This window comes from Terrimonas rubra, from assembly GCF_042686025.1.
Lineage (GTDB): Bacteria > Bacteroidota > Bacteroidia > Chitinophagales > Chitinophagaceae > Terrimonas > Terrimonas rubra.
Genome location: NZ_JBHUOZ010000003.1, coordinates 747809 through 766949, shown reverse-complemented (window position 1 = coordinate 766949; position 19141 = coordinate 747809). Strand labels below are relative to the sequence as shown.

Sequence of the window (19141 nt, the reverse complement as noted above, 5' to 3'; positions counted from 1 at the left end):
AAACACTTGTTATGGATAATGCTCCTGTTATTTTAACCATGCATTTTGACGCGCCTGTGTCAAAGGTTTGGAAAGCCCTTACCAATAAAGAGCAAATGAAAGAATGGTATTTTGATGTACAGGATTATGAGCTGGAACCGGGAAAGGAATTTCACTTTTATGAACCCGGCGGCACCAGTTATTTACACCAATGCAGGATACTGGAAGTAATACCTGAAAAAAGATTTTCGCATACATGGGCTTATCCCAAATTTTCAAGCGGCGAAACCACACTTACCTGGGACCTGGAGGCGGAAGGCAACGGTACAAAACTCACCCTTACACATGCGGGTATTGAAAACCTGGCAGCAGCAGGAGAAGCTTTCTCCAAGGCCAGCTTTACCGAAGGCTGGAAAGGCTTTGAATTAGGATTAAGGCATTTCCTGGACCGTCCCGAAGGATTGGGTACATTAAAATTCAATGTCAATATAAACAGTACGCCGGAAAAAATATGGTCGCTTATGTGGGATAAAGCAGGTTATTCCCAATGGACCAAACCCTTTAACCCGGGCAGCAGTATCAGCGGCAAGATTGAACAGGGCGGCCGGGTACATTTTTTATCGGCCGAAGGCGATGGTATGTATAGTGATGTAGACACTTATGTACCCAATTTTTATATTGCCTTTAAACATATTGGCAATATCAAGGATTTTAAAGAACAGCCTGTTGATGAAGATACCAAAAAATGGTCGGGCTGCATTGAAACCTATACCTTGTATCCTAACGGCAAGGGTGGCTCAACGCTGAATGTAAAAGTGGATGTAGGCCCTGCACATTACGACATGATGAACGAAGCTTTTACAAAATCATTACAGGCACTCAAAGAGATGGCTGAACAATAGACCATAGTGTTATAACATGATGCCGGCGGGCTTGTATGGTTACAAGCCCGTTTTATTTATCATTACAGATAGCACAGGACAGCCAGCCCTGCCTGATAACTAACTTGCTGATACTAATACCCCGTTTGCCATGCGTTTTGTCCACTCCTGTCTTGTATTTGTATCAATGTTATATTCCGGTATTATGCTTGCCCAGTTACCTGCTTTTCCGGGGGCCGAGGGCTTTGGTGCATTAGCCACGGGTGGCCGCGGTGGTGAAGTGTATGTAGTCACCAACCTGGCCGATAGCGGCCGGGGCAGCTTTCGCGATGCAGTAAGCAAACCTAACCGCACCGTTGTATTCAATGTCAGTGGTGTGATCCGTCACACAGAAAGAATACAGGTTGCTTCCAATATTACCATTGCCGGCGAAACTTCTCCGGGTGTAGGCATTGTTATTTACGGTGTGGGCGCATCTTTCAGTAACAGTAAAAATATTATCGTCCGGTATATCCGGTTCAGGGGAAGTATTAATATGCCCCGTGGTAAATGCACCCTTACTGCGGATGATGCGCAGGATATTATATTTGATCACTGCTCTGTGCAGTGGGGACGCTGGGACAACCTGCATATACAAAACAGCAACAATATTACCCTGCAACATTGTATCATCGGGGAGGCCATTGATCCGCAACGCTTTGGTGCTTTGCTGGAACGCCCCACCAATCTCACTATCCATAATAGTCTATGGATTGACAATACCAGCCGCAATCCCAAAGCAAAAGCGGCTATTGAATACATCAATAATGTAGTATACAACTGGGGCACAGGTGGTGGTTTTGTCGGCGGTCATTCAGCCGCCGATCATTACCAGGATATCATTAATAACTATTTTGTAGCAGGTCCCAATTCCAACCCGGGTTTCTTTAGCATGTTCTCTGCCACCGATCATGTGTACCATACCGGCAACATGACCGATATGAATAGGGATGGCATATTAAACGGCCGGGCAGTAGCAGACACTGATTTTGTAAAAAAAGAAGGTCCCACATTTATTGCTGCCAGGCAACATAAAGCGCCCATACCTGTTACCGTAACCGATGCGGCAACAGCTTTCACACGTATATTAACCAATGCCGGCGCCTCTTTACAATATGATGCAGTTGACCAGCGCTTACTGGATTATGCCAAAACCATCGGCAAAGAAGGCGCTATTTTTAAAACCGAGGCCGATGCAGGCGGCCAACCGGACATAGCTATAACTTATGGACCTAAGGATAGTGATGCCGATGGCATACCCGATGCCTGGCGCAGCAAACAAAAGTTAAAACAAAAAAGTACGGCTATCAACCCTAAAACCGGTTATTCCTACCTGGAAGAATACTGTCACCGTTTAATTGCAGAAAGAAGTAAACAAAACGCTCTGCAACAATAAGTTTTACGAAAACCAAACCGTCAAAAACCCCGACAGTTCAGGATAGCTAAACAGATTATCGTGGGTAAAATTGCTATTTGCGTGACGCTGCAAATTTGCAGCCATGCTAAACCTGCTTTGCCATGCCTGAATAGTACTTACGTTGCCGGGACAGGGAGTTTATCTGCTCCTCATTTACCAGTCTTTATTGGCACCTTCATTAGTCCTTTCACCTGCAAAAAAGGTTTATTAACCAGCTGTCACCGATAGTTTCCGGACTATAACAGCGTCTAAATTGTCATTACTAAATTGTTCTTATCATGTTGAAACGAAACAGTGTTCGGGTATTAGGCTTATTACTAACAACTGCCGGTATCATATTAAGTTGCAGCGGTGAAAAAAAGATCAAACGCCAGGTACTGGTAGAAAGGCATACCGTAAAACTGAATGCTGCCGATACATTAGCTTCGCTGACAGTAGGTAATGGTTCTTTTGCTTTTACAGCAGATATTACCGGACTGCAGACCTTCCCCGAGTTTTATGCCAAAGGTGTACCCCTGGGCACCCAGAGCGAATGGGGCTGGCATAGTTTTCCCAATACAGAAAAATACAGGTTTGAAGAGACCTTAAAAGATTTTGACCTGAACGGCCGCCCGGTCTCCTATTCCGTACAGGTAAAAGAGCCGGAGAGAAGTAAGAAGGCGGTGGACTATTTCCGCATGAACCCACACCGTTTGTTCCTGGGCAACCTGGGGTTTGAGATCACTAAAAAAGACGGCAGTAAGATCCTGATCACTGATGTAAAAGATATACAACAGGAACTGAATTTATTTACCGGACAGATACATTCACAGTTTACCATTGAAGGCGAGAAGGTTGAAGTGATCACCTATGGTCACCAGCAGGAAGACCTGGTGGCAGTAAAGGTAAACTCAGCCCTGATTGCACAAAAACGTTTGAAGCTCAATATCCGCTTCCCCTATCCTACCGGTGCCTGGGGCGATTTCAGCAACCACTTCAATGATCCTGATAAGCACAGTACGACTATTACGGGTAGCAATAATAAATCAGCTACTATTAAACATAGTTTAGACACTACTACTTATTTTGTACAACTACAGTGGAATAACAATGCTGCTATCACCAATAAGGAAGCACATTACTTCGTAGTGAGCCCCGAAGACGGTAATAGCTTTGAATTATCCGCCCGTTTTGCACCCACAGCAAATACAAACAATTTGCCCGACTTCGCTGCCACTGCACAAAACAGCGCTGCCGAATGGAAAAAATTCTGGTCAAGCGGTGGCGCTATTGATTTTGAAGGCAGCACTGATAGCAGGGCCAAAGAACTGGAACGCCGTATTGTATTATCACAATACTTAACCAAAGTACAATGCTCCGGTAATTATCCGCCACAGGAAACCGGCTTAACCTATAACAGCTGGTACGGACGCCCGCATTTAGAAATGCATTGGTGGCATGGCGTGCACTTTGCACTATGGGGTCGCCCGGAATTACTGGAAAAATCTTTGAACTGGTACCTGCAACCCTCCGTATATAACAACGCGAAAAAAATTGCTGAGCGTCAAAAATATGATGGCGTACGCTGGCAAAAAATGACGGACAATGCCGGTGAGGAAGGACCTTCTTCCGTTGGCGCCTTTTTAATATGGCAGCAACCGCATTTTATTTATTTCTCGGAACTGATCTACCGGGCTAAAAATGATGAAGCTACTTTGAACAAGTACAAGGATTATGTATTTGCCACCGCCGACTTCATGGCCTCCTACCCACACTTTGATTCTGTTACCGGTAAGTATAATTTGGGCAAAGGCGTTATTCCTGCACAGGAGCGTTTTAAAGCCGTGGAAACCTTTAACCCTACCTACGAATTAGTATACTGGCGCTGGGCTTTACAAACCGCACAGCAATGGCGGGAACGTTTAAAATTAGAGCGCAATAAAAAATGGGATGAAGTACTGGAAAAACTGGCGCCTTTACCCATACAAGGTGACAAGTATTTATTTACTGAAAGCGGTACCGACTCTTATACCAACCCTGTATATAAAACAGACCACATGTCCGTATTAGGCGCATTTGGTATGATGCCGCAAACCGGCACAGTGGATACTACCCGCATGCAAAATACTTTTAACTGGATATGGAATAACTGGAGCTGGCATGAAACCTGGGGCTGGGATTTCCCGATGACCGCTATGACCGCCTCCCGTTTGGGCGATGGCAAACGTGCCGTAGAAGCTTTATTAATGCCCATACAAACCAATACTTATCTACCCAACGGACATAATTACCAGGAAGGCCGTTTAACTATTTACATGCCCGGCAACGGCGGCATACTCAGCGCCATTGCCATGATGACGGCTGGCTTTGATGGTGTAAAAGAAAACAACCCCGGTATTCCTAAAGATGGCTGGAAAGTGAAATGGGAAGGGCTGGTGAAAATGCCTTAGTGTATAGATGTTAGAATGTAGATTATAGTATGTAGACAATAGTATATAGATTATAGTATATAGACCATAGAAGGCGCTTTTTACTTTTTCAATTTAAAATTTTTACTTGAAACATTTTTCAATACCCATACTATCCATATTGCTGCATTTGTTAACCCTTACAACAAGTGCGCAAAGGCATATGGAATACCTTGACCGTGGTGTGGTGGCCATACCCAACGACAAAGGCCAGGTTTTTATCAGCTGGCGTTTATTGGGTAACGACCCGGAAGATATAGCGTTTAACCTGTACCGTACGGTTAACAACAAGACCACACTTTTAAATAAAACACCGCTGCGTACGGTTACCAATTTTACTGATGCCACGGCGAATACAAAAGAGGTTAACCTTTACACAGTAAAAACTGTTTTGCATAACAAAGAAACAGCAGGCAGTAAGCCCTATACCCTAAAAGCCAATGCACCTGTTTACTTATCCATTCCCTTACAAACACCGGAAGGTTATACGCCCAATGATGCATCGGTGGGTGATGTAGATGGTGATGGTGTTTACGAGATCATCCTGCACCAGGTTGGACTTGGCAAGGACAACAGTCATGCCGGCTTTACTACCGCTCCTGTTATACAATGTTATAAAATGGATGGCAGTTTATTATGGACCATCAACCTGGGTAAAAATATCCGTGAAGGCGCTCATTACACCCAATTCATGGTATATGATTTTGATGGCGATGGCAAGGCTGAACTGGCCATGAAAACAGCGGATGGCAGTATTGATGGCAAAGGAAGGGTGATTGGCGACAGTACCAAAGACTGGCGCAACAGTGAGGGTTATATTCTTGCCGGGCCTGAATACCTTACCATGTTCGACGGCTTAACCGGCGAAGCCTTATCCACCGTAAACTTTAACCCGCCACGCCACCCCGATACCATTACGCCCACCGTACAACAGTTAAAAGATCTTTGGGGCGATGGCCGTGGCAACCGTATGGATAGATTCTTAGGCGGTGTGGCTTACCTGGATGGAAGAACACCCAGCCTGATCATGTCACGCGGTTATTATACCCGTACTACCCTGGCGGCCTGGAATTTTGTGAACAAACAATTACAGCCTGTCTGGTTTTTTGATAGTGAGGATGGTACACCCGGCAATAAAGCCTATGGCGGACAAGGCAACCACAGTTTAACCATTGCTGATGTGGATGGTGATGGCAAAGATGAAATTGTATATGGCGCCATGACCATTGACGATAATGGTAAAGGTTTATACACAACCGGCTTAGGACATGGTGATGCCCTGCACGTTACTGATCATGATCCCGAACGCCCCGGGCTGGAGGTATTTGATATACAGGAACGTTTTGACGATGCGGGCGCCAGCTTTCGTGATGCACGCACCGGTGAAGTGATCTGGAAAAAAGCATCCGTTAAAGCCGGTGAAGATGGTGAAGGTCCCGGTCGTGGCCTGGCATTGAATATCGATCCGCGTTATCCCGGTTCTGAGTGCTGGGTAGCAGGTGCCGGCATATATGGTTTGTTTGATGCCAAAGGCAATAAAATAGCCAATCGTACTCCACCCTGTAATATGGGTATTTACTGGGATGGTGACCTGTTAAGTGAAATACTAAACAGTACACAGGTCAGTAAATGGGATTACAATAATGAAAGAATTATTCCCCTGCTGAATACACGTCAATATAACTGTGCACATAATAATGGTACCAAATCAACACCGGCACTGGTAGCCGACCTGTTTGGCGACTGGCGGGAAGAAGTGATCTACCGTACTGCGGATAATAAGGAATTAAGGATATTCACTACCAGCATTCCTACCAAACACCGTATTTACACCCTGATGCATAACCCGCAATACCGTTTAAGTATTGCCTGGCAGAATGTGGCCTATAACCAGCCGCCCCATGTTGATTATTACCTGGACGAAGCAGCCCCGCTGCCTAAACAACCAAATATTAAAATCATTCATCCTGTTAAGTAATGAAACATAAAATACTTATCCCGGTATTGATACTGGTTGCTGTTACCAGTATGGCTTTTGTATTTAACAACAAAAAGCCCGTACTGTATATTATTGGCGACTCTACCGTTAAAAGCGGTAAAGAAACGGATAAGGATATTATCTGGGGCTGGGGCAGTTTGATGGCTCCGTATTTTGATACCGGTAAGATCGCTATTGAGAACCATGCTATCGGAGGCCGCAGCAGCCGCACATTTATCACCGATGGCCGTTGGGATAAGATACTGGCTACGCTGAAAAAAGGCGATTACGTGATCATGCAATTCGGCCATAACGATGCCAGTCCTTTAGACGATACAGCCCGTGCCCGTGGTACGTTAAAAGGCATTGGCAATGACAGTATAGCTACTTATAACCCGATACGTAAACAAAACGAAACTGTGTACAGCTATGGCTTTTACATGCGCAGGTATGTACGGGAAACAAAAGCTAAAGGCGCTATTCCCATTATCTGTTCGCCTGTACCACGTAACAACTGGAAAGATAATAAGGTAGTGCCGAACGATTATATTAACTGGGCACAACAGGTAGCCAAAGAAGAAGGCGCTTATTATATTCCTTTGTTTGAACTGATCAGCGCGGCTTATGAAAAAATGGGCAAGACCGAAGTAGATAAATTTTTCCCGCAGGATAAAACGCATCCTGATAAAGCCGGCTCCGCCTTAAATGCAGCGCAGGTAGTGGAAGGCATTAAAAACATTAAAAAAGATAAGCTGAAAAAATATTTAAGAAAATAATAAGGGCGTTCCCCTGCGGGTCGGGCTTTCCGCTGCAATCTTTTTGTGCTCAGCGCACAAAAAGTATTTCCGCTGCAATCCCTAACGCAATCCCCTTACATAGTATAACGATAAACCAAATAATGATGAGCGTGAAATTGTTTTTTATTGCAGCAGTCCTTGTAAGCAGTTTACAGATCCAGGCGCAACAGTTGCCCTCTAAAAAAGAATTGTTGACCACCATGCGGCTGACCAACCAGTATTTTATGGATAAATGGCCCGATGCCGGTAAAACAATTATCACCAATAAAGAACGTCCCTCCAGTATCTGGACAAGAGGTGTATACTACGAAGGCCTGATGGCCTTGCACAGTATAGAAACGCAGAAGAAAAAGAAAAAGGAGTATGTAGACTATGCCATGCAATGGGGGCAGAAACATAAATGGAGTATGAACGGTGGCATTAAAACCCGTAATGCCGATAACCATTGCGCCGGCCAGACCTATTATGACCTTTACGTTTTACACAAACGCAAAACGCCTTACATGTTGGACAGTATTAAAGCCAGCATTGACCTGATGTTAGCCGGCGATAAAATTGATGACTGGTCATGGATTGATGCCCTGCAGATGGCCATGCCTGTTTTTGTGTACTTAGGCAATGAGTTTAAAAACCCGGCTTATCATAACCGGATGTACGAGATGTATGCCTATACCAAATATAAACATGGCACCAATGGCTTATACAACCCCGCCGATAAACTGTGGTGGCGCGATAAGGACTTTGATCCGCCTTATACAGAGCCCAATGGAGAAGATTGTTACTGGAGCCGTGGTAATGGCTGGATAGTAGCCGCACTGGTACGTACTTTGGACGCTTTACCTAAAACCGATCCACACTACCAGGAGTATTTACAGGATTTTAAAGACCTTTGCGAAGCAACTGCCAAAGTACAAAGACCTGATGGCTTATGGAATGTAAGCCTGCATGATCCTAATCACTATGGTGGTAAAGAGATCACCGGTACCGCCCTGTTCATTTATGGATATGCCTATGGTATTAATAAAGGTATTTTGGACAGGAATACTTATTTACCATTGATCACCAAAGCATGGAACGCCATTGTAACCGATGCAGTACACGCCAACGGTTTTTTAGGTTATGTGCAGGGCACCGGTAAAGAGCCAAAAGATGGCCAGCCGGTAACATATACCAGTAAACCCGATTTTGAGGATTATGGTTTAGGCTGCCTGTTACTGGCGGGGAGCGAGATCTATAAAATGAAGCGATGATTAGAGAATTTGGTAATTAGCTAATTTGGCAATTGGGTAATGAAAGGTCTCGGTTCGTGAGACACGAACCGGTCTGTTGAATAGCATTACTACAGTTGCAGTGTGCGACGCAAGGGACGATGAGTAAGGCGGTGCAGCCGGTAACATAAAAAAGAAAAATATAATTGTGCGAGTGAATAAAATTATAGCAGGGGTAGCGTTGTTTATTATATCGGGACAACTGGCTGCACAAGCCCCGTGGCCCGTTGTAAATAAAACGGCTAAACCATGGACCCGCTGGTGGTGGATGGGCAGTGCAGTGAATGAAGCAGGTATCAATAGTATGCTTACCACTTACCAGGAGGCTGGTTTAGGTGGTGTGGAAGTAGTGCCCATTTATGGCGCTAAAGGATACGAGCAACAGTATATTGAATATTTATCGCCGCAATGGGTACGTATGTTAAACACCACTATTGATAAAGCCAATAGGTTAAACATGGGCGTAAACATATCGGTAGGCAGCGGCTGGCCCATTGGCGGACCACAGGTAAGTTTAACCGATGCGGCTACCAAATTAGTGATACAGCAATACACCATTAACGCCACACAACCCTTTACCACAAAGATTGAAATAGATGACAGCAAACAAAAAAGCCCGGAAGGCGTTGGCGTAAGCGCTGTTACGGCTTATGGCAGTAAAAATGAAGTGTTAGATATAAGTTCCTATTTACAACCCGATGGCACCCTGAACTGGAAACCCGCCTCCGGGGAGTGGAAAGTATATGTTGCTTTTAATGCCAAAACAAGACAACAGGTAAAACGTGCCGCACCGGGTGGCGTGGGTTATACGCTGGATCATTTTTCCAGCAATGCTATCAATCACTATTTACAAAAATTTGACCAGGCATTAGGTAACACCAAGGCCAAAGTGCATGCCTTTTATAATGACAGTTATGAAGTATTTGGCGCCAACTGGACACCCCACCTTTTTACCGAGTTTGAAAAAAGACGTGGCTATAGTTTAAAGCCTTACATAAAATATTTAACCGGTACTGACAGCAGTGAACTGGTAGCCCGTATAAAATCGGATTACCGTGAAACCATTGCCGACCTGATGCTGGATAATTTCTCACACCCTTTTACAGCATGGGCACACCGGAACAAATCTTTATCCCTGAACCAGGCACATGGCTCACCGGGCAATTTACTGGATATGTATGCGGCGGTAGATATACCGGAGACAGAAACATTCGGCTCTACCCCATTTGATATACCGGGCTTAAAACGTGATACAGCCGATACCAAACATGCGGACCCCGATTTTTATATGTTTAAATATGCCTCATCGGCCGCACATATAAAAGGGAATAACCTGGTATCCAGCGAAACCTTCACCTGGCTGGGTGAACATTTTAAAAACAACTGGGCACAATGCAAACCGGAGATTGAGCAGTTGCTCTTAGCCGGTGTCAATCATATGTTTTACCATGGCACTACTTATTCCCCACCCGGTGCCCCATGGCCGGGCTGGTTGTTTTACGCCTCCTTAAATGTAGTACCCGAAAACAGTTTATGGCCGCACTTAAAAGGTTTAAACGAATATATTACCCGCTGCCAGTCGGTACTACAGGCCGGCAAGCCTGCTAATGACCTGTTGTTATACTGGCCCGTGTACGACCAATGGCATGACAGCAAAGGACTCGATATGCCTTTCAGGGCACATAACTTAAACAAGTGGTTATACCCTACCGATTTTTATGATGATGCTGTATGGCTGCAAAAGAACGGTTATGCTTACGATTTTGTATCGGACAAGATGCTACAGGAAGCAAAGATGGCAAACAACCAGGTTCAAATTGACAACAATGGCAGCACTTATAAAACCATTATTATATCGGAAAGTGAATTAATGCCGCTGGCAACTTTTAAAAGCCTGTTACAACTGGCAGACAATGGCGCTACCATTATTATGCAGCAATTACCGGCCGATGTACCTGGGTTATACCGATTGGAAGAAAGACGTAAGGAACTGAATGATATAAAAGAGAACCTGACCATTGAAGTAGTCAGTAAAGGCTTAAACGTAATTACAAGAGGAAAAGGCAAAATTGTTATTGCCAACACCCTGCAAAAAGGATTACGGCATATACAGCTTACCGGTGAAGATATGGCCAAAGCCGGGTTACAGTATGTGAAAAGAATGGATGGAGATATAACTTACTACTATGTGGTAAATCATACCCGTAATACCATTGATACTGCTTTTTCATTTAATACCAGCGCAACAACCGCACAATTATTAAATCCTTTAACCGGACAATCGGGCACTGTTATCACCAGCCAGGTAAACAACAAACCTGCTATACGCCTGCAATTGCAACCCGGCGAAGCCATGATCATTAAATTCAGTAACACGCCTGTAACCGGCTCACCATGGGCCTTTTACAAGGCGGCCGGCAAACCGGTTGTACTTAATAATAAATGGGAATTATCATTCGCAAAAGGTGGGCCTGCACTACCTGCCTCCCGTACATTAAACAAGTTAAGTAACTGGACCAGCCTGGGCGATACCACTGCGGATAATTTTTCAGGAGCCGGTGTATACAGTGCTTCTTTTACGATCAATAAAAAAGCTGAAGAATATTTATTGCAGTTGGGCGAAGTGAATGAATCGGCCAGGGTATGGATCAATGATAAGGAAGTGGGCATTTTATGGAGTGTGCCTTACCAGGCTAATATTGGCCGGTATGTGAAGAAAGGAAAAAATACCATTCGTATTGAAGTGGCGAACCTGATGGCTAACCGTATCCGTTATATGGATCGCAATAATATCAGCTGGCGTAATTACCATGAAATAAACTTTGTAAATATTCATTACAAAAATTTTGATGCTTCCGGCTGGAGAGTAATGCCTTCGGGTTTGGCGGGGCCGGTGACTATTACGCCTTTGAAACAAGCTCCCTGATTGCTGAATGATGAATTAGGAATGATGAATTATGAATGAATTGTCAGTAGCTGGATTGTACCATCTTTTTAAAACAATGCCATGTTAAAATTTTTATTCGCTTTATCCGGTTTATTTATAAGCATTATTGTTGCGGCACAACTAAAGTTACCGGCACTGATCAGTGATAACATGGTATTGCAGCAAAACAAACAAGTGGCGGTATGGGGTTGGGCTGCGCCGGGTGAAATGATCACCATTACTCCCTCCTGGAATAACAAGGCCATAACCACAAAAGCCGATGACAAAGGAAAATGGCAGGCAACACTACAAACAACCAAGGCCGGCGGACCCTATACCATCGAATTTAAAAGTGTTGATAAAATAACCGTCAACAATGTATTATTAGGTGAAGTATGGCTGGCATCGGGCCAGTCCAATATGGAGTTTCCGATGGGTAAAGGCGAAGGCTGGCGTACCGGTGCACATAATGCTGAAACGGAAATACCCAAAGCAAACTATCCCAATATCCGTATGATTGATGTGCCTAACCGGGTGAGTGATATGCCACAGGAAGACTTTAAAGGCGAATGGCAGGTTTGTACCCCGGAAACGGTGAAGGATTTTTCGGCCGTGGCTTATTTTTTTGCCAAAGAAATACAGGCTGCTACTGGTTATCCCATAGGCATTATCAATAGTACCTGGGGCGGCACACCGGCTGAGTCCTGGACAAGAAAAGATATTTTAGAAAGCGATACCGGCTTTCAAAAAATACTGGAACGTTATCAACAGGATGTAGAAAAATACCCTGCCGCCTATGCTAAATATAAAACCAGTTATGAAAAATGGAAAGCCGATACCAGCAGCAATAAAAAAGGCGCACCGAAAGAACCCGTAGGGCCTAACCACAATAAATCGCCGGGCAAGTTATACAATGGCATGATCGCCCCGCTTATTCCTTATACTTTACAGGGCGTAATATGGTACCAGGGCGAATCAAATGCCGACCGGGCCTGGCAATACCGTCGTTTATTTCCTGCCATGATAAAAGGCTGGCGTGAGGATTGGCATAACAACAAACTCCCGTTTTATTTTGTACAAATTGCCCCGCATAGAAGCCAGGGACCGGAAATAAGAGAGGCGCAATTGTACAGCTGGCAAACCACACCCTACACTGGTATGGTAGTAAGTACCGACCATGGCGATTCACTGGACATTCATCCGCGTAATAAAGAAGTGATCGGGAAACGATTATCGCTTTGGGCTTTAAAAAATGAGTATGGTAAAAAATCCGTGGTAACATCCGGCCCTGTTTACCGGTCGATGAAAGTGAAAGGTGATAAAATAATCATCCGTTTCAACGATGCAAAAGGCCTGTATACGCACCCCAAAGCGCCATTACAGCAGTTCCTCATTGCAGGCGATGACCAGCAGTTCATCCCGGCACAGGCCATGATAAAAGGCAATACCGTTATTGTGTGGAATAATGCCATTTCAAAACCACTGGCTGTACGGTTTAACTGGAGCAAAGTTCCCGTAGCCGAATTGTATAATAAAGCGGAATTACCTGCAACACCATTCAGAACCGATAACTGGCCGGTGGCAACGCAGGGGAAGGAATGATTTATGAATTAGAGAATGATGAATTATGATTTAGGATTTAGGAGGTAAGATTTAAGATTTAGGAAAATCGGAATGAGGAAGATAAACATGATAAGCAACGGGCAAAAGGCGATAAGCAAGTTTTTAAACCTGCAAATATTATTTCCGGTTGATTGTAAACCTATGAACCATTAACTATGAACTATTAACTAATAATATCGCCATGCATATATTAAAGACATCTTCACTGTTATTAATTTTTACTTTTAACTTTTTACTTACTTCCTCAAATAGTTGGGCACAGGAGCCTAAATGGGCAAAGAAAGTGGGAGCAAGGAAATTCCCTTCCTCCAAAAAACTATTTTATGTAAACGATTATGGTGCGGTGGATGATACGGTAACAGTTAATACAAAAGCCATACAAGCCGCTATTGATGCTGCTGCAAAAAATGGCGGAGGCATTGTTGCCTTCCGGCCGGGTACTTATGTTACAGGATCTGTTTTTTTGAAAAACAATGTTAACCTGCGTATTGACCTGGGTGTATTGATATTGGGATCGCAAAGTTTTGATGATTACCCGGAGATCGATACCCGTATAGCCGGTATTGAAATGAAATGGCCTGCGGCACTGATCAATATGATCGGGGTTAAGAATGTAGCTATAACAGGCAAAGGTGTTATTAATGCAAGAGGTAAGTTTTGCTGGGACAAATACTGGAGTATGCGTCGCAATGAATACGAACCCAAAGGCCTGCGTTGGGTAGTGGACTATGATGCCAAAAGAGTACGTACGATTTTAACCCAGGATGCTGCTGACATTAATATAAAAGATATTACCATAAAAAATGCCGGCTTCTGGACCGTGCAATTATTGTATTCTACCAGGATAACGGTAGATGGTATCATCATCCGTAACAACGAGGACGGCCATGGACCCAGCACCGATGGCATTGATGTAGACTCTTCCAGCTGGGTACTGATACAGAATTGTGATATTGACTGTAATGATGATAATTTTTGCCTGAAAGCCGGCCGCGATGCAGATGGTTTAAGGGTGAACCGTCCCACGGAGTATGTTGTGATCAGGAACAGCCTGGCCAGGCGTGGCGGCGGACTGGTAACACTGGGCAGCGAAACCAGTGGTGGTATACGTCATGTATTAGCCACCGACCTGGTAGCTATTGGTACAGGCAATGCCTTCCATGTTAAATCAGCCGTAACCCGTGGCGGTACGGTAGAGGATATCCATATCAGGAATATCACCATGGATAGTGTAAAGAATGCGATCAAGTTTAATATGAACTGGAACCCCTCTTATAGTTATTCCAAACTACCGGCCGGTTACGACAGTACCAGCGCTCCCGCACACTGGAATAAACTGTTAACAGTAGTAACACCGGAGCAGGGCCGCCCTGTTTTCCGTAATATGTATATATCCAATATACATTCCAGGGGCGCCTTACTGGCTTTCAGCAGTACCGGTTTACCCGCATCCTATGTGCACAATATTCATTTTAAAAATATTGACCTGACCGTTAACGAATCGGGCATCATTTCTTTTTCTGAGAACTGGACCTTTGAAAATGTGATCATCCGCCCTAAAGATGGTAAACCCTTTAAAGTGGACAATATAAAAGGGATCGACCTGCAGCAGGTATCCTATAAATAAATACCGGGAACCTGCTATTTATTTTTTGATGTACACTTCAATTGCGCCTGCCGTTTCACCCCTGCGTGGTGCAGGGAAAGCATCTACCCTGTTATAATGGTTTAACAGGGTATCCCGGACCCTGAAAGGATAAAAGTTATTGAGGGATGGGATATATTCAAATAAAACAAGGTCATATTCATTACGGACGATCCTTTGCTCAAACATCTCGGCCTGTTTATTAAACATGCCTACACCCAGGTGATACCACAAAGGATAATGGCTGCCGCTTTCCAGTTTATAAGGTATTTCAACAGCCAAGGGTGTTAACTCCGACATATTCAACACCCGCAGTTCACCCGTTTTATTTTTTACCAGGTCCATATTTAACAAACGCTCCATGCCATCAATGGTAGGCTGCGGCATGTAGATTTTATGGAAAGATTTTAGTTTGGAAAAACGCCATTGTGATTCAGGGATCATATTGGTATCAACCGGCGACAGGTCGATCATATAGGTTTCCTTGTTCACTACATTTTCGCCTGAAGCATTAACAGCCATTTCCTTTGCCGGTTTGCCATGGCTGATAATGCGGCTGATATACTTCCAGTACACCCCACTCCACCATAATAATATACCCAGGCTACCGATCACCAATACTTTAGTGGATGATATTTTATCCTTAGCGATATCAACAAGGGCATATAAAATATAAACAATGGCAAAGCTGTGAAAGAAGATATTGTTATCGGGCGGCGTATAACTGGTAACCTGGAACACAGCTGCTTCCAGTAAAATACCCAGTGTTAATAACAGGAACAACATCTCCTGTTTAGTGCTCCACAGGCTTTTCCATTGCCTGAAACGTACAAAGACCAATATCGCTATGACAAAAATATAGAACTTGATCCACTGTGAAGCCGCAAAGAATTCGTTCAGCAGATCGGTAGAGGAAATACGCGCCGAATGCGGTGCCTGCCCATGATTGAACCAGTAAGAGAAGCCCTGGTTGGCAAATACAAAAATGAAGAAAAGCAATAACAACAGGAATGTCCCCAGGTACACTGCTATATCCACCCAGCGTTTACTTTGTAAGGCAGCATAAGTTACAAAACCAGCTCCCAGTAAAAATGCCATTGCCCCTGCATCCTGTTTGGTAAGGAAAGAGCAGATCATAAAAAGGGCCGATAATACCAGGTTGAATATTATATTTCTATTACTTTTTGCCACCAGCAGTCCTTTGAACAGGAAGGCAAAAGCCACTATTTCATACACGATCACCGTGTGATTATACCAGGGCCAGAAGTTAAAAAAGGAAAAAGATAAACAATATAAAAGGATAGCCACAAATGCGACCACACTGTTTACACCCAGGCTTTTTAATATGGAACGGAACGCAAGACCCGAGATAATATTGATAAAGACCTGCGCTTTGATCAAAGTAATCATCTGCGGGCCGAAAATCTTGAAAAAGATTCCGGGTATCACCCAATACATGCCCCCCAGTGGTGTACCAAAGTCTCTTAAAGGCAGTTCCCCGTTACTGATGCGATAAGCGCCTTCCCAGGATAAAAATATATTCACACGATAAGGGAATGTGCTGAACAAGGGCACCATCGCCAATAATACGATCAGGGCTATTGGTGTGATCTGCAGGAACCTCTTGTTTTGCAAAAGCTGGCTTACGGTCATGTGGCTTATTTTTTATGTAAACATAGACTAAAAAACATAATACTAAAAGCGATGCTATAAATTATGCGTATAAGTTTGTACTTTGGCACCCAATATTAAACCTCGTGGCATATATTAAACTTTTACGTCCGAAAGACTGGGCGAAGAATATATTTCTTTTTATCCCCCTTTTTTTTGCCGGTGAAATAACCGATACAGGTAAGGTGTTGGAAGTATTATTGGGTTTTATTGCTTTTTCAGCTGCTGCCAGCAGCATTTATATACTGAATGATTACCGGGATATAGAAGATGACCGTAAACACCCCGTTAAAAAGTTCAGGCCCCTGGCCAGCGGCGCCGTATCCAAAAGTATAGCCCTTATCATTGCTATAGGCCTTACCATCTTTGCTTTCGGCCTGGCCTGGTTTATCCGTGATAAATTCCTGTTTGTACTGGCCATTTATTATGTTATTAACCTGGGTTATTCCTTCGGGTTAAAAAATGTTTCTATACTCGATATCATTTTACTGGCCGCTGGTTTTGTGTTACGGGTAAAGGCAGGCTCCGTAATTGCACATGTACCGTTATCTGAGTGGATCATTATCATGGTATTCCTCCTGGCCCTGTTCATGGCCATTGGCAAACGCCGTGACGATGTTATTCTGAAACTCAGTTCCGGCCAGGATATGCGTAAATCCATCAAGGGGTATAACCTTGATTTTTTAAATACATTGATGGCCCTGATCTGTGCGGTGATCATTGTTGCATACTTTATGTACACCATGAGCGAGGAAGTAATGGTACGTTACCAGACACACCGTTTATACTATACCTGTTTATTTGTTGTAGCGGGCATCATGCGTTATTTACAGATCATTTTTGTAATAGCCGACTCCGGTTCACCCACCAAAATATTGTATAAAGACCGTTTTATACAGGTGGTATTACTGCTTTGGGCGGCCAGTTTTTTTGCCATTATTTATATGAAAGATTATACCCTATTTAAATTAGACTGAGGAATAAACAACCCGGTAAGATTGACAATTATTTAAACTATTGATACCACATGCCCTCCGTACTTATATTAGGCGCTACATCTGACATGGGATTTGCAACGGCAAAAAAATTTGCTTCCCAACAATACAATATTCAGCTGGCCGGCAGAAACCTGCAGGCATTACAGCCGCTTCAGTCAGATATACAGATCCGTTATGGTGTAACCTGTACGGTATATCCTTTTGACGCCATGGCTTTTGACAGCCATGCTGCTTTTTATAATAGCTTATCTGAACGCCCTGAAATTGTTATTTGTGTGGTAGGTTATATGAATGATAATGAAAAGGTAGCAGCCAGCCAGGAGGAAACGCTCCGTACCCTGCACACCAATTATACGGGCCCTGTAAATATCCTCAATATTATTGCCGCCGATTTTGCCGGTCAGAAAAAAGGTATTATTGTCGGCATCAGTTCTGTCGCGGGTTTGCGGGGACGACAGAGTAATTATATCTATGGCAGTGCCAAAGCCGGTTTTACTGCTTATTTATCCGGATTAAGAAATAAATTATTTCATGACGGCGTACATGTTGTTACCGTACTGCCGGGCTTTGTGAATACAAAAATGACCGCCGACCTTAACCTGCCCAAACTATTGACCGCACAACCGGAAGATGTTGCCCATGTTATTTATACAGCGGTAAAAAAGAAAAAAAATATCGTGTATGTAAAGTGGTTCTGGCGCTGGATCATGTGTATCATCGTAAACGTACCGGAGTTTATCTTTAAAAAGAAAAAGCTGTGAAGTCGATCGCCTTTTTTGATTTTGACGGGACCATTACCACCAAAGACACTTTGCTGGAATTTATCAAGTTCTGTAAAGGAAAGCTGAACTTTTACAAAGGCTTTTTGCTGAACAGCCCTTACCTGGTGGCGTATAAAGCAGGCATCATCACCAATCAGAGAGCCAAGGAAAAAGTGCTGGCCTATTTTTTTAAAAATATTACGGTCGCAGCATTTTCACGCCTGTCAGACGAGTTCACCCAAACTGTTTTACCCGGCCTGATCCGCCCGAAAGCACTGGAAGAGATCGCCCGTTTGCGACAACAGGGAACCGAGATCGTGATCGTTTCCGCCTCCCCCGAAAACTGGATCAAACCCTGGGCTACCAAAATGGGGGTGGATTTAATTGCTACCAACCTGGTTGTAGAAGAAAATAAAATAACCGGCATTATCAACGGCCATAACTGTTATGGTGAAGAAAAAGTAAACAGAATCAAGCAATTATACAATTTAACCAGTTACAAAACCATTTACGTCTATGGCGACAGCAGCGGTGACCGCCCGATGCTGGCATTGGCCACCCAGGCTTTTTATAAACCTTTCCGGTAACTGAACCATCTTTTCCCCTGCCATACCCGGATTTTACCCCGGGTTCTTTCCCGTTTCCGTACAGGGAAATCATTAAAAACATGTGCCCAAAATGGCGTTGAATCAGTTTTTCTTTTTACTTTTA

General features: G+C 43.8%; 13 protein-coding genes. 12 read left to right on the top strand and 1 reads right to left on the bottom strand.

Annotated elements, in window-relative coordinates:
* The first annotated feature begins 11 nt into the window (after window positions 1–11).
* The 9 genes from ACFS6H_RS12565 to ACFS6H_RS12525 all read left to right on the top strand — a co-directional run bounded on the left by ACFS6H_RS12565 (window position 12) and on the right by ACFS6H_RS12525 (window position 14982).
* Window positions 12–881, top strand: a complete 870-nt coding sequence (locus ACFS6H_RS12565) for an SRPBCC domain-containing protein (RefSeq protein ID WP_386099121.1) — start codon at window positions 12–14, stop codon at window positions 879–881.
* A gap of 184 nt (window positions 882–1065) precedes the next feature.
* Window positions 1066–2295 (top strand): pectate lyase family protein, encoded by a 1230-nt coding sequence (locus ACFS6H_RS12560; protein WP_386099118.1) that lies wholly within the window; start codon window positions 1066–1068, stop codon window positions 2293–2295.
* A 299-nt stretch (window positions 2296–2594) separates the two neighbouring features.
* Window positions 2595–4745 carry a hypothetical protein gene (locus ACFS6H_RS12555; RefSeq protein WP_386099115.1) on the top strand — a complete coding sequence of 717 codons (2151 nt, stop codon included), beginning with the start codon at window positions 2595–2597 and terminating at the stop codon, window positions 4743–4745.
* 106 nt (window positions 4746–4851) lie between these two features.
* Window positions 4852–6741 carry a rhamnogalacturonan lyase gene (locus tag ACFS6H_RS12550; RefSeq protein ID WP_386099112.1) on the top strand — a complete coding sequence of 630 codons (1890 nt, stop codon included), beginning with the start codon at window positions 4852–4854 and terminating at the stop codon, window positions 6739–6741.
* Complete coding sequence (locus tag ACFS6H_RS12545; protein ID WP_386099109.1) at window positions 6741–7517, top strand: rhamnogalacturonan acetylesterase; 777 nt, start codon at window positions 6741–6743, stop codon at window positions 7515–7517. Before ACFS6H_RS12550 ends, ACFS6H_RS12545 begins: the two co-directional genes overlap by 1 nt.
* A gap of 125 nt (window positions 7518–7642) precedes the next feature.
* Window positions 7643–8788, top strand: a complete 1146-nt coding sequence (locus ACFS6H_RS12540) for a glycoside hydrolase family 88/105 protein (protein ID WP_386099106.1) — start codon at window positions 7643–7645, stop codon at window positions 8786–8788.
* Between the two features lie 172 nt (window positions 8789–8960).
* Window positions 8961–11732 (top strand): glycosyl hydrolase, encoded by a 2772-nt coding sequence (locus ACFS6H_RS12535; RefSeq protein WP_386099103.1) that lies wholly within the window; start codon window positions 8961–8963, stop codon window positions 11730–11732.
* Between the two features lie 81 nt (window positions 11733–11813).
* Window positions 11814–13334 (top strand): sialate O-acetylesterase, encoded by a 1521-nt coding sequence (locus tag ACFS6H_RS12530; protein WP_386099100.1) that lies wholly within the window; start codon window positions 11814–11816, stop codon window positions 13332–13334.
* A 202-nt stretch (window positions 13335–13536) separates the two neighbouring features.
* Window positions 13537–14982 carry a glycoside hydrolase family 28 protein gene (locus tag ACFS6H_RS12525; protein ID WP_386099093.1) on the top strand — a complete coding sequence of 482 codons (1446 nt, stop codon included), beginning with the start codon at window positions 13537–13539 and terminating at the stop codon, window positions 14980–14982.
* Window positions 14983–15000: 18 nt separating this feature from the next.
* Here ACFS6H_RS12525 and ACFS6H_RS12520 read toward each other — a convergent pair whose 3' ends face one another.
* Window positions 15001–16653, bottom strand: a complete 1653-nt coding sequence (locus ACFS6H_RS12520; RefSeq protein WP_386099090.1) for a hypothetical protein — start codon at window positions 16651–16653, stop codon at window positions 15001–15003.
* Window positions 16654–16757: 104 nt separating this feature from the next.
* Between ACFS6H_RS12520 and ACFS6H_RS12515 the strand changes: the two genes are divergently transcribed.
* From ACFS6H_RS12515 to ACFS6H_RS12505, 3 genes are read left to right on the top strand one after another with little or no spacing between them, the layout of a single operon-like run.
* Window positions 16758–17648 carry a decaprenyl-phosphate phosphoribosyltransferase gene (locus ACFS6H_RS12515; protein WP_386099087.1) on the top strand — a complete coding sequence of 297 codons (891 nt, stop codon included), beginning with the start codon at window positions 16758–16760 and terminating at the stop codon, window positions 17646–17648.
* A 50-nt stretch (window positions 17649–17698) separates the two neighbouring features.
* On the top strand, window positions 17699–18430 hold the full coding sequence (locus ACFS6H_RS12510; RefSeq protein WP_386099084.1) for an SDR family oxidoreductase: 732 nt from the start codon (window positions 17699–17701) through the stop codon (window positions 18428–18430).
* Window positions 18427–19017 (top strand): HAD family hydrolase, encoded by a 591-nt coding sequence (locus tag ACFS6H_RS12505; protein WP_386099081.1) that lies wholly within the window; start codon window positions 18427–18429, stop codon window positions 19015–19017. Before ACFS6H_RS12510 ends, ACFS6H_RS12505 begins: the two co-directional genes overlap by 4 nt.
* Window positions 19018–19141 lie beyond the last annotated feature (124 nt).